This is a genomic window from Stenotrophomonas sp. As-7, assembly GCF_030291015.1.
Taxonomy (GTDB): Bacteria; Pseudomonadota; Gammaproteobacteria; order Xanthomonadales; family Xanthomonadaceae; genus Stenotrophomonas; species Stenotrophomonas lactitubi.
Genome location: NZ_CP127405.1, coordinates 814,094 through 827,820, shown reverse-complemented (window position 1 = coordinate 827,820; position 13,727 = coordinate 814,094). Strand labels below are relative to the sequence as shown.

At 67.2% G+C, this 13,727-nt stretch carries 14 protein-coding genes; 3 read left to right on the top strand and 11 right to left on the bottom strand.

What is annotated here, in order from left to right; all coding sequences use genetic code 11:
• Nucleotides 1-60: 60 nt before the first annotated feature.
• The 6 genes from QP457_RS03725 to QP457_RS03700 all read right to left on the bottom strand — a co-directional run bounded on the left by QP457_RS03725 (nt 61) and on the right by QP457_RS03700 (nt 5,190).
• Nucleotides 61-555 (bottom strand): TPM domain-containing protein, encoded by a 495-nt coding sequence (locus tag QP457_RS03725; protein ID WP_205406087.1) that lies wholly within the window; start codon nt 553-555, stop codon nt 61-63.
• Complete coding sequence (locus QP457_RS03720) at nt 555-1,439, bottom strand: TPM domain-containing protein (RefSeq protein ID WP_205406086.1); 885 nt, start codon at nt 1,437-1,439, stop codon at nt 555-557. The genes QP457_RS03725 and QP457_RS03720 overlap by 1 nt, the downstream gene beginning before the upstream one ends.
• A gap of 3 nt (nt 1,440-1,442) precedes the next feature.
• Nucleotides 1,443-2,063, bottom strand: a complete 621-nt coding sequence (locus QP457_RS03715; protein WP_025877902.1) for a LemA family protein — start codon at nt 2,061-2,063, stop codon at nt 1,443-1,445.
• Nucleotides 2,064-2,633: 570 nt separating this feature from the next.
• Nucleotides 2,634-3,794 carry an MFS transporter gene (locus QP457_RS03710; RefSeq protein WP_205406085.1) on the bottom strand — a complete coding sequence of 387 codons (1,161 nt, stop codon included), beginning with the start codon at nt 3,792-3,794 and terminating at the stop codon, nt 2,634-2,636.
• Between the two features lie 218 nt (nt 3,795-4,012).
• On the bottom strand, nt 4,013-4,762 hold the full coding sequence (locus QP457_RS03705; RefSeq protein ID WP_100463001.1) for a TerC family protein: 750 nt from the start codon (nt 4,760-4,762) through the stop codon (nt 4,013-4,015).
• Between the two features lie 32 nt (nt 4,763-4,794).
• The gene (locus QP457_RS03700; protein ID WP_025877898.1) at nt 4,795-5,190 is read right to left on the bottom strand and encodes a diacylglycerol kinase; all 396 of its coding nucleotides are present in this window, start codon (nt 5,188-5,190) and stop codon (nt 4,795-4,797) included.
• A 225-nt stretch (nt 5,191-5,415) separates the two neighbouring features.
• Between QP457_RS03700 and QP457_RS03695 the strand changes: the two genes are divergently transcribed.
• The gene (locus QP457_RS03695; protein ID WP_205406084.1) at nt 5,416-6,114 is read left to right on the top strand and encodes an SGNH/GDSL hydrolase family protein; all 699 of its coding nucleotides are present in this window, start codon (nt 5,416-5,418) and stop codon (nt 6,112-6,114) included.
• Nucleotides 6,115-6,468: 354 nt separating this feature from the next.
• On the opposite strand, the gene QP457_RS03690 is transcribed toward QP457_RS03695, so the two are convergent.
• The 3 genes from QP457_RS03690 to QP457_RS03680 form a co-directional block, all read right to left on the bottom strand.
• Nucleotides 6,469-7,740, bottom strand: coding sequence for a HAMP domain-containing sensor histidine kinase (locus tag QP457_RS03690; protein ID WP_205406083.1), 1,272 nt, complete (start codon nt 7,738-7,740; stop codon nt 6,469-6,471).
• Nucleotides 7,741-7,890: 150 nt separating this feature from the next.
• Nucleotides 7,891-8,604, bottom strand: a complete 714-nt coding sequence (locus QP457_RS03685) for a response regulator transcription factor (RefSeq protein ID WP_002811889.1) — start codon at nt 8,602-8,604, stop codon at nt 7,891-7,893.
• A gap of 90 nt (nt 8,605-8,694) precedes the next feature.
• On the bottom strand, nt 8,695-9,342 hold the full coding sequence (locus tag QP457_RS03680; protein ID WP_205406082.1) for an arylesterase: 648 nt from the start codon (nt 9,340-9,342) through the stop codon (nt 8,695-8,697).
• 75 nt (nt 9,343-9,417) lie between these two features.
• On the opposite strand from QP457_RS03680, the gene QP457_RS03675 reads away from it, so the two are divergent.
• Both QP457_RS03675 and QP457_RS03670 read left to right on the top strand, forming a co-directional pair.
• Nucleotides 9,418-10,065 (top strand): ATP-binding cassette domain-containing protein, encoded by a 648-nt coding sequence (locus QP457_RS03675; protein WP_180166838.1) that lies wholly within the window; start codon nt 9,418-9,420, stop codon nt 10,063-10,065.
• Nucleotides 10,062-12,575 (top strand): FtsX-like permease family protein, encoded by a 2,514-nt coding sequence (locus QP457_RS03670; RefSeq protein WP_205406081.1) that lies wholly within the window; start codon nt 10,062-10,064, stop codon nt 12,573-12,575. The genes QP457_RS03675 and QP457_RS03670 overlap by 4 nt, the downstream gene beginning before the upstream one ends.
• Before the next feature lie 86 nt (nt 12,576-12,661).
• Here the strand turns inward: QP457_RS03670 and QP457_RS03665 are convergent, their stop codons facing one another.
• Both QP457_RS03665 and QP457_RS03660 read right to left on the bottom strand, forming a co-directional pair.
• Nucleotides 12,662-13,030 carry a hypothetical protein gene (locus tag QP457_RS03665; RefSeq protein ID WP_205406080.1) on the bottom strand — a complete coding sequence of 123 codons (369 nt, stop codon included), beginning with the start codon at nt 13,028-13,030 and terminating at the stop codon, nt 12,662-12,664.
• A gap of 23 nt (nt 13,031-13,053) precedes the next feature.
• Nucleotides 13,054-13,584 (bottom strand): hypothetical protein, encoded by a 531-nt coding sequence (locus tag QP457_RS03660; RefSeq protein ID WP_205406079.1) that lies wholly within the window; start codon nt 13,582-13,584, stop codon nt 13,054-13,056.
• Between the last annotated feature and the right edge of the window lie 143 nt (nt 13,585-13,727).

Here is a 13,727-nt window from a genome sequence, read left to right as displayed (position 1 = left end):
ATATTCTAGCGCCGCCCGGGAGCGGCCTCGCGGCGGCCCCGGTCACGCGATTGCCGGGCTTCAGCCCAGGATCTGCGGCGTGTCCGGCAGGCCGTCCTGATCGGACCGCGCCGAGGCCGGAAAGTGCCCTTCCAGCAGGGTGGAAACCTCATCGATGGCGTCGCGCAGCGCCGCTACCGGCTGCGAACCGCGCAGGCCCTCACGCAGGTGGGTGCAGACCCGCTGCCATTGCTCGGGCGCGACCCGCCCCTGCAGGCCGCGGTCGGCGACGATCTCGATGGCATGGTCGGCCAGCAGCAGGTAGATCAGCACGCCGTTGTTGTGGACGGTATCCCAGGTGCGCAAGCGGGCGAAGGCATGTTCGGCGGCCTGCCGCGGGGTGATCTTGTGCCACAGCGCGTGCAGCGGCAGGTCGGCCTCGACCGCGAACATCACCTGACCGCCATGGCGCTGCTCGCCTGCGGCGATTGCCTCGGTGATCGCCTGCAGCGTGGCCGGCGGGAACGCCCGCCGTACCGATGGCGAAAACAGATGCCGACAAAGACGCTGGATCATCACCAGCCCCCCGACGCGCCGCCGCCGCCGGAACGGCCACCACCGCCGCCCCAACCGCCGCCACCGCCAAATCCACCACCACCCCCGAAGCCGCCGCCACCCCAACTGCCTCCGCCCCAACCGCCACCGCCGGCGAAGCGCCCCGGATGGCCGGACAGCATCGCCACCACCAGGCCAACCACGCCGGCCAGGCCACTGGCCAGCAGCGTGGAGGTGAACAGGAAGGCAGCAACGGCCGCACCGGCGCCCCCCAGCAGGCCGCGCAGCGGGCGCGGCACGCGTGAGAACACGCCACGCAGGATGCTGCCGGCGAACACGCCGATGAACAACGCCAGGAACCAGGTATCGCCGCCGCCGTCAGGCGCGCGCCCCTGCTGGCCGCTGACCGGCGCCGGCAGCGGCTCGCCGTCGATGATCTTCACCAGCATCGCCGTGGCGTCGGTGATGCCACCGGCATAGTCATTGGCGCGGAAGCGTGGCACCAGGTACTCCTGGATCACCCGGTTGGCGATCGCATCGGGAATCGCACCCTCCAGGCCATAGCCCGGTTCGATGCGCACCCGCCGATCGTCCTTGGCCACCACCAGCAGCACGCCGTCATCCACGCCCTTGCGGCCGATCTGCCATTGGTCGAACACGCGGGTGGTGTACTGGGCGATGTCTTCCGGCTGCGTGGTCGGCACCACCAGCACCTGCATCTGGCTGCCCTTGCGCTGCTGCAGGTCCAGCGCCTGCTGCACCAGCGCCTGCTTCTGCGCGGCATCCAGGGTGCCGGTGGTATCGACCACCGGCGAATCCAGCGCCGGGATCGGCGCCAGCGTCTGCGCCTGCACGGCCAACGGCAGCCACAGCAACAGGGCCAGCAGCGTGGTGGCCAGGCGCATCGGTCAGTGGCCCGGGGCCGGGGCTGGCTGCTGCTGCGGCGCGTTGCCGAAATCAACCGCCGGCGCGTTGGAGATCTGCGCTTCGTTTTCCACGGTGAAGTTCGGCTTGGGCTGGTAGCCGAAGATCTTGGCGGTGATCAGCTGCGGGAACGAGCGGATGTAGGTGTTGTAGTCCTGCACCTGCTGGATGTAGCGGCCACGGGCGACGGTGATGCGGTTCTCGGTACCTTCCAGCTGCGCCTGCAGATCGCGGAAGTTCTGGTCGGACTTCAGCACCGGGTAGTTCTCGGTGACCACCAGCAGGCGCGACAGCGCGCTGCCGAGTTCGCCCTGGGCCTGCTGGAACTGCTTGAGCGAGGCTTCATCGTCGGCGTTGACGTTGATCTGGCCAACGCGCGAGCGGGCGTTGGTGACTTCGGTCAGCACGCGCTCTTCCTGGCTGGCGAAACCCTTCACGGTCTGCACCAGGTTCGGCACCAGGTCGGCGCGGCGCTTGTACTGGTTGAGCACTTCGGACCAGCTGGCCTTGACCGCTTCGTCCTTCTGCTGGATGGCGTTGTAGCCGCAGCCGGACAGCAGGGAGGCCAGCAGCAACAGGGGAATGAGGCGGGTCAACAGGCGCATGGCCAAGGCTCCGGGTGGACTGAGCGCCGAGCATGCCATGGTCGGTGTTAACGGACGTGTGGAGAGTGTCGGCCATCGTCGGCCATCGGGCGCCGCCCCCTCCGCGGTGGTTGTGTCTGCTGGATATCAGGGTGGGCCGGGAGGGTGGGTTGGCTGGGGGACGCCGTGAATACGTCCTTGTAGGCTCGGGCGCGCCATCCTTGGCGCTTACGCCCCCAGCCAACCCACCCTCCCGGCCACGGACGGTTTCCTGCGCACCGCGGGAAGATCAAAAGAAAAATCAAAAGCAAAAACCGATTCTTCAGACATTTGTGTCGACCAAGGTCGACATCTACCAGCAGCACAGAACGCCGTCCCGACAGATCGCGGGAGACTGTCGAAGGCGGGGTGGGTCCGGTTGCGGGGGTGTCCGCGGCATGGATGCCGCGGCCAAGCCCCCAGGGATGGGTTTACGGCGTCCCCCGCAACCGGATCCACCCCGCCATCCCACGGATAGCCAGCTTTTGCCGTTACTCCGGCCTGTTGTCGTTGCCTAGGCGGGTGCAGGGCGCAGCCCTGCCGCCAAACCCCTCAGCAAGCCTCAGCAGCCGGCACGCGCGCACGCCCCAGCCACGCCAGCAGCAGCGCCGACGCCGCAAGCAGGCCACCGGCCACCGGAATCGCCGCGTAGCCCAGCCCAAGGCTGATCACCGCACCACCCAGCGCCGCGCCCAGTGCATTGCCCAGGTTGAACGCACCGACGTTGATCGACGACGCCAGTCCCGGCGCCTCGCTCGCCGCCTGCATCACCCGGATCTGCAGCGGCGGCACGATGGCGAAGGTCGCCGCGCCGAACAGCAACACGCCAAGCGCTGCGGTCGCGTGGCTCATGAAGGCCAACGGCAGCACGAACATCAGCACCGCCAGGATGGCCAGCAAAATGCGCGTGGCGCCGTCCAGCGACCAGTCGGCCATGCGTCCACCGATGCCGTTACCGAAGGTGAAACCAATACCGATCAGTGCCAGCGACAACGCAATGAAGGCGTTCGAGGCGCCGGTCAGCTCGGTCAACACTGGCGCCACATAGGTGTAGAGGGTGAACATCGCGCCTGCGCCCAGCACCGTGGTCGCCATCGCCAGCAGCACCTGCGGCTGCATGATCGATTTCAGTTCACGTCGAACATCCGGGCGTGCACCTGCGGCCGACGGCGGCAGCGCCATCGCCAATGCGGTGATCGCCACCACGCCGAGTACGGCAGTGCCGGCAAAAGCCAAACGCCAACCCAGTTGCTGGCCGACCCAGGTCGCCAGCGGCACGCCGCCGATGTTGGCGATGGTCAGGCCCATGAACATCGTTGCCACGGCCGCCGCCTGCTTGTCCTTGGGCACCAGACTGGCGGCGACCACCGCGCCGATGCCGAAGAACGCGCCGTGATTGAGGCTGGTCACCAGCCGCGACAGCAACAGCAGGCCGTAGTTCGGAGCCAGCGCCGACAGCACGTTGCCGACCACGAAGATCGACATCAGCAGCATCAGCGCGGTGCGCTTGCCGAAGCGTCCCATCAGCAGGGTCATCACCGGCGCGCCCAGCATCACGCCCACCGCGTAGGCGGTGATCAGCATGCCGGCAGTGGGGATGCTGACCCCCACTCCGTTGGCGATGACCGGCAACAGACCCATCGGGGTGAACTCGGTGGTGCCAATGGCGAAGGCGCCGACGGCGAGTGCCAGCAAAGCGGCTCTGGAATTCATGGGGGTTGCCTGCGTGGGGCAGGCCCTGTGGAAAATGAGCGCGTAGCCTGCGCGCATTGCCGGCCGGGAGTAAGCCTCGGCGCGGGAAAACAGTGTTGACCCCGATTCACAAGTGTCGGGCAGGTCGGCCAGCCGGGTAGCGCCGGGCCATGCCCGGCGAGCGCAGCGGGGCCCGGAAAACAGAACCCCCGGCGCTGGCCGGGGGTTCGGGGTAGTGCTTACCAGTCGCCGGCACCCGGCACGTGGTGTTCCCGTGCTCGGCGGCGCATCAGCAGGTTCAGCCACTCCACCAGCACCGAGAAGCCCATCGCGGCGTAGATGTAGGGCTTGGGCACGTGCACGTCCAGGCCGTCCAGGATCAGTACGGCACCGATCAGCAGGATGAAGGCCAGGGCCAGCATCTTCACGGTCGGGTTGGCATCGATGAAACGGCCCAGCGGGTTGGCCGCCAGCAGCATCACCGCCACCGACAGCAGGATCGCAGCGACCATCACCGGCACGTGGTCGGCGATGCCGACGGCGGTGATCACCGAGTCCAGCGAGAACACGATGTCGATGATCGCGATCTGCGCGATCACATAGCCGAACACGGCCGAGGTCTTGGTGGTGGTCGGATCCTCGTCCTCGCCACCGGAGATCATTTCCTTGATCTCCATCCAGCCCTTGATGATCAGGAACAGGCCACCGACGATCAGCACCAGGTCGCGGATGGAGATGCCCATGCCGGCCACGGTGAACAGGTTCGCCTGCATGTGCGCCAGGTACGCCAGCGACACCAGCAGGCCGATACGGGTGATGCAGGCCACGGCGATGCCGAGGCGGCGCGCGAACGGCCGGCGGTTCTCGGGCAGCTTGCTGACGGCGATGGAGATGAACACCAGGTTGTCGATGCCGAGCACGATCTCCAGCGCGCTCAGGGTGAACAGGGTCAACCAGACATTCGGATCGGCGAGAAACTCAAGGGACATGGGAAGTCTTCAACAAGGGGGAGGAAGAAGGATCAGCCGACGCTGGCCGGGAACAACCGCGGCACCAGCACCAGGGCCCAGCACAGCAGCACGTTCATCATCAGCACGAACACCGCCGCCGAGCCCATGTCCTTGGCACGGCCGGCCAGTTCATGGATTTCCGCGCCATAGCGTTCGATCACCGCCTCGATGGCCGAGTTGGCCAGCTCCATCGCCAGCACCAGCAGCATCGAGCCGATCATCAGCGCGCGCTCCACCGGTGTCTGGCCCAGCCAGATCGCCAGCGGCGTCAGCAGCACCAGCAGGTAGACCTCCAGCCGGAACGAGGACTCGTGCAGCCAGGCGGCTCGCAGGCCCTGCCAGGACCAACGGGCGGCCTGGAAGATGCGACGTGGGCCGCGGGGCATGTGGCCGAACTGATCAGCCACGGGTGAAGCATCCAGCAACAGGGGCGCGGCGCAGCGACCGCTCAGACGCACGGCAGGGAATCATGGGTGCACAGGGATAGGCAGACAGCCCCCATTTTGCCACAAGGGCGGCCACGGCACCCCCGGACGCCGCGCCGCAAGGCCCTGCGAACGGCCCAGCACAGCCAAGCGCAGGGCCGGACCAGCTTCTATGATGGATGCCCCCCTGCCCTGCCGGAGTGCCTGATGACCCGTCCCCGCACCTGCCTGATCCTGCTTGGCCTGCTGGCCGCGCCGCTGGCCCAGGCGCTGAGCCCGACGGCGCCGCCGCAGGTACCCGCGCAGGTCTCCAACGTGGCCTGGGCCGCCGACATGGCCTCCTTCGCCACCGCCGACCGCACCAATCCGCCGCCGCGCGGTGGCATCGAATTCATCGGCAGCTCGTCCTTCCGCATGTGGGACAGCCTGGCCCAGGACTTCCCGGGGCAACCGGTGTTCAACCGCGGCTTCGGTGGCTCGGAAGTCCGCGACAGCACCTGGTATGCCGGCCAGGCCATCGTGCCGTACGCGCCGTGCAAGGTGTTCTTCTACGCCGGCGACAACGACCTCAACAGCGGCCGCAGCGCAACCCAGGTACGCGACGACGTGGTGGCCTTCGTGCAGCGCGTGCAGCGCGACCTGCCGAAGACGAAGGTGGAGTACGTCTCCATCAAGCCCAGCCCGTCGCGGGCGCACCTGCTGCCGGCGATCAACGACGCCAACGCGAAGATCAAGGCTGCATTGGCGAAGCTGCCCAACACCGGCTACACCGACATCTACACGCCGATGCTGGGGGCCGATGGCCAGCCCGATGCCGCGTTGTTCCGCGAGGACATGCTGCACATGACCCCGGCCGGCTATGCGATCTGGACCAAGGCGCTGGCGCCGAAGGTCAACTGCAACTGAGTGATGCTGGGGTTGCCGGCCAGCGGCCGGCACTACCGGAAAAGCTCCATCCACGCATGGCGTGGATCTGCGTGTCGACCAAGGTCGACACCTACCAACAGCAGCGGGAACCTGTCGAAGGCGGGGCGCTGTTGGTTTGCGGGGTGTGAGCCGCATGGATGCGGCGACCAAGCCCCCATGGGTGAGGGCGCTTTGCTTGCGAAGCACTGCTTCGCAAGCGCCCGAACGCCCAGCCGCCAGCGGCTGGGCCGGCCTGGGGGTTCACGGCGGCCCCGCACACCCACAGCGCCCCGCCGTCCCACGGAATGCGCGCTGTTGCTGTTGAGGTTGCGGGTGCCGGGCGCAGCCCGGCGCTCAGCGGAAAATCACCGTCGCCTCGGTGCCCTTGCCCAGCTCGCTGGTCAAGCTGACCTTCCAGCCAAAGCGGTCACACAGGCGACGCACGATTGACAGCCCCAGACCTGTACCCTGCGGGCGGCTGGGATCGGCACGATAGAACGGCTCGAACGCACGCGACAGCGCGTCTGCCGACATGCCGATGCCGGTATCGCTTACCACCACCCGGTCGTTGTGCACGTGCACGTCGATGCGACCTTCGTCGGTGTAGCTGCAGGCGTTGCGCACCAGGTTGCTGACCACCACCTGCAGCACCCGCGGCGGTGCATGCAGCTGCACGGCCGCGTCACTGTGCAGGTGCACCGCCAGTGGCCGGCCCACCAGCAGCTCGTTGGCGTTGTCCACTTCGTAGCGGACGATGTCGTTGACGTCGAACAGTTCCACCTGCGGCTCGACGTCGGCCTCGCGGGCCAGGATCAGGAACGCATCGATCACCGCTTCCATGTCCCGCCCGGCACGCTGGATGCGCTGCAGGCTGCGGCGCAGGCGCGGCTCCAGGCTTTCATCGCCCAGCGCCATGTCGCTGGCCACCCGGATGACGGTCAGCGGCGTGCGCAGTTCATGGCTGGCATCACGGGTGAAGTTGCGCTCGCGTGCCACGTGCGCAGTGACCCGGTTGGCCAGCGAATGCAGCGCCGCTGCCAGTTGCCGGGTCTCGCCCTGCATGTCTGCGGGCAGCTTGTTCGGTTCCAGATCGGCCGCTTCCGGATGACCCGGATCCCAGCGCGAGACGCGGCGCGCCAGCCAGTTCACCGGTGACACCAGGCGCTTGGAGGCGCGGTAGGTGATCCAGGAGGCGCCATACACCGCCAGCAGGGTCAGCAGCACCGGCACGATGCCGAACCAGAACGCCAGCATCTCCGCGCGCGAGCGCAGGAACACCAGGTACAGGCGCCCCTGTTCGCGGGCGTCGACCAGCACCAGCTGATCATCGTCGGGCAGTTCGTGGAAACCCGGTTCCAACGTGCGCAGGTTGGCGGGCAGTGACAGGCTGGACTGCCCGCGTTCCAGCAGGTAGCCACGGATGTTCTGGGTATTGGGCGGCGGCTGCACCGGCGAGGCCTCGTGCAGCGTCCAGTAGTACGCCGCTTCTTCGCGCAGGGCAGCGCCGACCAGGCTGTGCTTGATCACCAGCGAAACCAGCCAGGCACCCAGCAGGATACCCAGGCTGGCCAGCACGGCTTGCAGGATGAAGGCGATACGGATCTTGCGCGGCAGGCCGTGCGGCATTGCGGTGTCCCGGTCAGAGCGCTGCGATTATAGGCAGCGCGCTGTGCCGTGATCGTGCATGGACGATGACGACCGGGCATCCGGAACGTTCACCCCTTCCCTGCCGACCACGGCCGTGCCGGTTCTGCTGCAACACCGGCACGACGTCGATCAGGCCATCGGCTGGGCGATATCGGCGATGCGATAGCCCGCGCTCTGCACGGTGTGCAGCAGCGGCCGGTCGAACGGCTTGTCGATGATCTTGCGCAGGTTGTACAGATGGCTGCGCAACGTGTCCGAATCAGGCAGGCCGTTGCCCCAGATTTCGCGTTCGATTTCCTGGCGGGTGACCACACGCGGCGATTCGCGCATCAGGATGGTCAGCAGGCGCAGTCCGATCGGCGACAGCTGCAGCTCGGTGCCGGCACGCGTGGCACGCATGCTGACCGGATCGAGCACCAGGTCGGCGACCTTGAGCACTTCCGAACCGACCTGGCGACGTTCACGGCGGATCAGCGCGCGCAGGCGGGCTTCCAGTTCCTGGATCGCGAACGGCTTGGTCAGGTAATCATCGGCACCAAAACCGAGGCCGGTGAGCTTGTCATCCAGCGTGTCGCGCGCGGTCAGCATCAGCACCGGGGTCGACTTGCGCGCATCGTTGCGCAGCCGGCGGCACACTTCGATGCCATCCAGCCGCGGCAGCATCAGGTCCAGCACGACCACGTCGTAGCTGTTCTCGGCAGCCAGACGGTAGCCGTCGAGGCCATCCTGCGCATAGTCCACCTCGAAGCCACGGCCTTCCAGGTATTCACCGATCATCTCGGAGATATTGCGGTTGTCTTCGACCACCAGCACCAAGCCGGAAGTCTCCTTCGTCTGACGCATGAGAATCCCTCTTTCTTCAGCTTTGTGAAACATGCCCGATCGACGGTGCACGCGATGTGAAGTTGCGTCAATGAAAAGAAGATGGCGTGCTCACAGCAGCGGTTTCAGCAGCGGCCATACGTTGTCCAGCACTTTCGGCTGCGCCTGCGCGGTGGGATGCAGGCCGTCTGCCTGCATCAATCCCGGCTGCAGGGCCACGCCTTCCAGCAGGAACGGCAGCAACGGCACCTTGTACTGCGTGGCCAGCGTCCGGTACGCCGCCGCCAGGCGCTGGCGGTAGCCCGGCCCATAGTTGGGCGGCACGTCGATGCCCAGCAGCAGCACCTTGGCACCGGCCTTCTGGCTGGCCTGCACCATTTTTTCCAGGTTGCCCTGCACCTGCGCCGGGGTCAGGCCGCGCAGCGCATCGTTGCCACCGAGGGCGATCACCACCACCGTGGGCTTTTCCCGCCCCAGCAGGCCCGGCAGCCGGGTCAGCGCGCCGGCGGTGGTTTCCCCGCTCATGCTGGCGTTGACGATGCGCGGCGGAGTTTTCGACTGCTGCCTGACCCGCTGCTGCAGCAGGCTGACCCAGCCTGCGTCGGCCGGGATATTGTGGGCGGCACTGAGGCTGTCACCGAGCACCAGCACGGTACCGGTGGCCGGACCTTTGGCACACGCCAGTGCCGGCAACAGCAGCAACCCTAGCAACAGCATCATCATTGCGCCGGCTTGCCGGCTCCATCCCGTCTTGTGCATTGGAGTCTCCTCATCGACAGCCTGTCCCCCCGCAGCGCGCCCGTCGCCATCGCCGTCGACCAGGTCGGCAAATCCGTGCATGGCCCGGAGGGTGAAGTCCACATACTGGACAACATCACCCTGACCGTCCATGAAGGGACCAGCGTGGCCATCGTCGGCGCCTCCGGTTCCGGCAAGACCACCCTGCTCGGCCTGCTGGCCGGGCTGGACCTGCCCAGCCGCGGCCGCATCACGCTGGCGGGCCAGGATCTGACCGTATTGGATGAAGAAGCGCGTGCACAGCTGCGCGCGCGCGACGTCGGCTTCGTGTTCCAGAGCTTCCACCTGCTGCCGGCGTTGACGGCGGCCGAGAACATCGCGCTGCCGCTGGAACTGGCCGGGCGCGAGGACCGCACGCGGGTGGATGAGGTGCTGGCTGCGGTAGGGCTCTCGCACCGCGCCCGCCACTATCCGCGGCAGTTGTCCGGCGGCGAGCAGCAGCGTGTGGCCCTCGCCCGCGCGTTCGTCAGCCGCCCGCGCATCCTGTTCGCCGATGAGCCCACCGGCTCGCTGGACCAGGCCACCGGCCAGCACATCAGCGATCTGCTGTTCGAACTCAATGCCGGCAGCGGAACCACGCTGGTGCTGGTCACCCATGATCTGCGCCTGGCGCAGCGCTGCCAGTACATCCATCGCATCGACAACGGCCGCCTGCAGCCGGTGGAACATGGAGTGGACGCATGAACCTGCTGCGGCATGCGTGGCGCGCGCTGCGCCGCGAAGCCCTGGCCGGTGACCTGCTGACCGTCTTCGCCGCCCTGGTACTGGGCGTGGCGGTGATGACGGCGGTGGGCACGCTGGTCAACCGGGTCAACCTGGCCCTGACCGGCAGCGCAGCGGAAATGCTCGGCGGCGACCTCGGCGTGGCCGGGCGCGATGACCCGCCTGCGGCATTTGCCGACGAGGCGCAGCGACGCGGCCTGGCGTACACACGGCTGGCCAGCTTCGGCAGCGTGCTGTTCCAGGGAGATGCCAGCCAGATGGCCAGCATCAAGGCCGTGGAAGCAGGCTACCCGCTGCGTGGTGCGCTGCGTGTGCGCGCCACGCCCGGCGGCACGCTGATTGCCGACGCCGGCATGCCGGCCAAAGGCCAGGCCTATGCCGATCCACGCCTGCTGCAGGCGCTGGGCCTGAAGGCCGGCGACGATCTGGAATTCGGTGCAGGCACGCTGCGCATCGCCGGCATCATCGAATCGGAACCGGATGCCGGCGGCGACCTGCTGACGCTGTCGCCGACCCTGCTGGTCAACCGCGCCGATGTGGAAGGCACCGGCCTGCTCGGCCCCGGCAGCCGCATCAATTACCGGCTGATGTTCGCCGGCCCGGCCACCGACATCGCTGCATTCCGGCAATGGCTGCTGCCGCAGGTCAAAGGCATGCGCCTGCTCAGCGTGAACGATACCCAGCGCGGGGTGCGCCAGGCCTTCGACCTGGCCGGCCGTTTCCTCGGCCTGAGCGCACTGCTGGCGGTACTGCTGGCCGGCGTGGCCACCGCACTGGCGGCCAACCGGTTCGCCCTGCGTCGCATCGACCAGGTGGCGATCCTGCGCTGCCTGGGCGCACGCCAGCGCGACATCCTGGCTGGCCTGGCCCTGCAGCTGCTGATGCTGGCGGTGCCGGCCTGTGCGATCGGCATCGGCCTGGGCATGGCGGCGCAGGAAGGACTGGTGCAGGTGCTGGGCAGCCTGGTGCCGCAACGCCTGCCGCTGCCCGAAGCAATGCCTGCGCTGACCGGCGCGGGGATCGGCCTGTTGCTGCTGTTCGGCTTCGGACTGCCGCCGCTGCTGCGCCTGCGTGGGGTGCCGCCCATGCGTGTGCTCAACCGCTCGTTCGCCGCCCTGCCGCCTGCTTCGCTGCTGGCCTATGTGGCCGCACTGGCGGCCAGCCTGGTACTGGCGGTGCAGGTCACCGGCGATCTGAAGCTGGCCCTGTGGGTGCTGGGTGGCCTGGCCGGGCTGGCGGTCGCTGCAGGCGTGGTCGGGTTCCTGCTGCTGCAGCTGCTGCGTGGCCTGCAGCATCGTCTGCATGGCAACTGGCGCTTGGGCCTGGCCGCACTGACGCGGCGGCGGATGCTGGCGGTGATGCAGCTGGTAGGGCTGTCACTGTCGCTGTGCGCCCTGCTGTTGCTGGCGGTGATCGGCCCCGGCCTGCTGCAGCAGTGGCGCGAGCGCCTGCCCGCGGACACGCCGAACTACTTCCTGATCAACATCCAGCCCGAGCAGCGCGACAGCGTGCTGGCCGCACTGCAGGGCCTGGGTGCGGATGATGCCAGCATCGAACCGATGGCCACCGGCCGCCTGATCGCAATCAACGGCAAACCACCGCTGCGGGTGGACCGCACGCCGGCCGACGACACTCGGCCGCAGGGCGAAGGCCAGCGCGACGACGATGACGAGAACCGGCCACTGAACTTCAGTTGGCGCAGCACGTTCCCGCCGGCCAACACACTGGTCAACGGCACGTTCTGGAAACCGGACAGCACCGCCGCCGAGGCATCCGTGGAGATCGGCTGGGCCAAGCGCTATGGCGTGTACCCGGGTGATCGCATCACCATTGCGGTGGGCGAACAGGAGCGCGAGTTCACCGTCACCAGCGTGCGCAAGGCCGACTGGAACACCTTCCGGCCGAACTTCTTCGTGCTGTTGAACCCGAATGCGGTGGGCGATACGCCGCACAACCTGCTGTCGGCGTTCCACCTGCCTGCGGGACAGGCGGCGGGTCTCGGGGCCCTGGTGCGCGCGCAGCCGAACCTGTCACTGCTGGACGTGGATGCGGTGATCTCGCAGGTGCGCGATGTGATGGAACGGGTGGCGCAGGCGGTGCAGCTGGTGATGGTGTTCAGCCTGCTGGCCGGCGTGCTGGTGCTGCTGGCGGCGCTGCAGGCGACGGCTGGCGAGCGCCGCTATGACAGCGCGGTGCTGCGCACGCTGGGTGCAACGCGGCGCCAGCTGCGTGGCGCGGTACTGGTCGAGTTCGGTGCGCTGGGCGCGTTGGCGGCGCTGTTGGCGGTGGGCGCGGCAGCGGTGATCGGCGTGGCGGTGTCGCAGAAGGTGTTCGAGCTGCCGCTGCTGCCGCCGTGGCCGGGTCTGCTGCTGGGTGGGCTGCTCGGTATTGCGCTGAGCCTGCTGGCCGGCTGGTTGGGCACGCGGCGGATCCTGCACACGCCGCCGGCATTGGCATTGCGGGAGGCCTGACACCGTTGTGAAAGCAAAGGCATCCACGCATGGCGTGGATCTACCAGCGATAGCCCCAGTAGATCCACGCCGTGCGTGGATTCGGGTCACGACGCCTGTTGTTGCGCCCAGGCCAGGGCCGTGCCCATCGCGCGCTGCATGCCCGGCAACGTTATGAACAGGCAGAGCTCGTCCTTTTCGTCGTTGTCTCCCACCCGCTTATGGACTTCGCTGTATTCAGGCGAACTATCGAAAATGACGATACGGACGATGTTGCCGCTGGGCAGGTGCTTGGCGGAGAAGATCGGGTTGGCTTCGCGATCCTTCGTGCCATCCTCGAAGAACACGTTGTAATGTGGGTTACGGAAGTCTTCAGCGCGCAGCTTGGTCGCCTGGATTCCGGCCGTGAAGTGGTCGAGGAAATGCTGCTCGAGACGGTCGTAGGTTATCGGGTTGGTCAGGTAGCCATCGAACATCGGGAGATCTGGCACGATCGCCCTCAGCACTCGCTGCCTTCCGCCACTGGAATCGCAAAGACACGGACGACGTCGTGACCCGGCGGACCATCCGTCCGGCTCCCGCAGAAGCGAAAGCCCGCGAGCATATCCGCATCTTCGAACACGGAGCGCACCAGCGCGATTTCTGCCAAAGCGGTCGTGTCGCATTCGTGCCGAAGGCGATGCCCCAGGGCGACGCCCTCGGGGCCTGGGTAGTAGAAGACGTGAGGAAGCAGCACACCCTCCTCCGCATGCAGCTCGAACTCGGTAAAACTCAACGCGAGGAACATTTCCGAGCCCGTCGCACTGCGCACCCTGCCAGCAATACGCACGGTTGAAAGCACGTGGCTGCAGAGACTGAGCAGATAGGCCGATGTCCATCGAGGCCCCAATCGCTCCAGCAAGTCATCGATTCGACTCAAGCGCGAAACAAGCGGCACCTCCTCGAAATCATCGATTTCGAGGAAGAAGCTCTCGATGTCATCGCAGGCTTCGCCGGGCAGCAGCTGGTTGCAGAGAGTGGAGAGTTTCATCGATGGGGAAGATCGTGGACAGCACAGGTTGCCCATCCTATCGCGTGCCAGCCTCACGCAGAAATGCGAGGAAAATCGCGGTGAAACGCGTCATAGCCAGGCGCATTCGGCGCCAAACAACGCGGCACGACGCGTGGATGCCG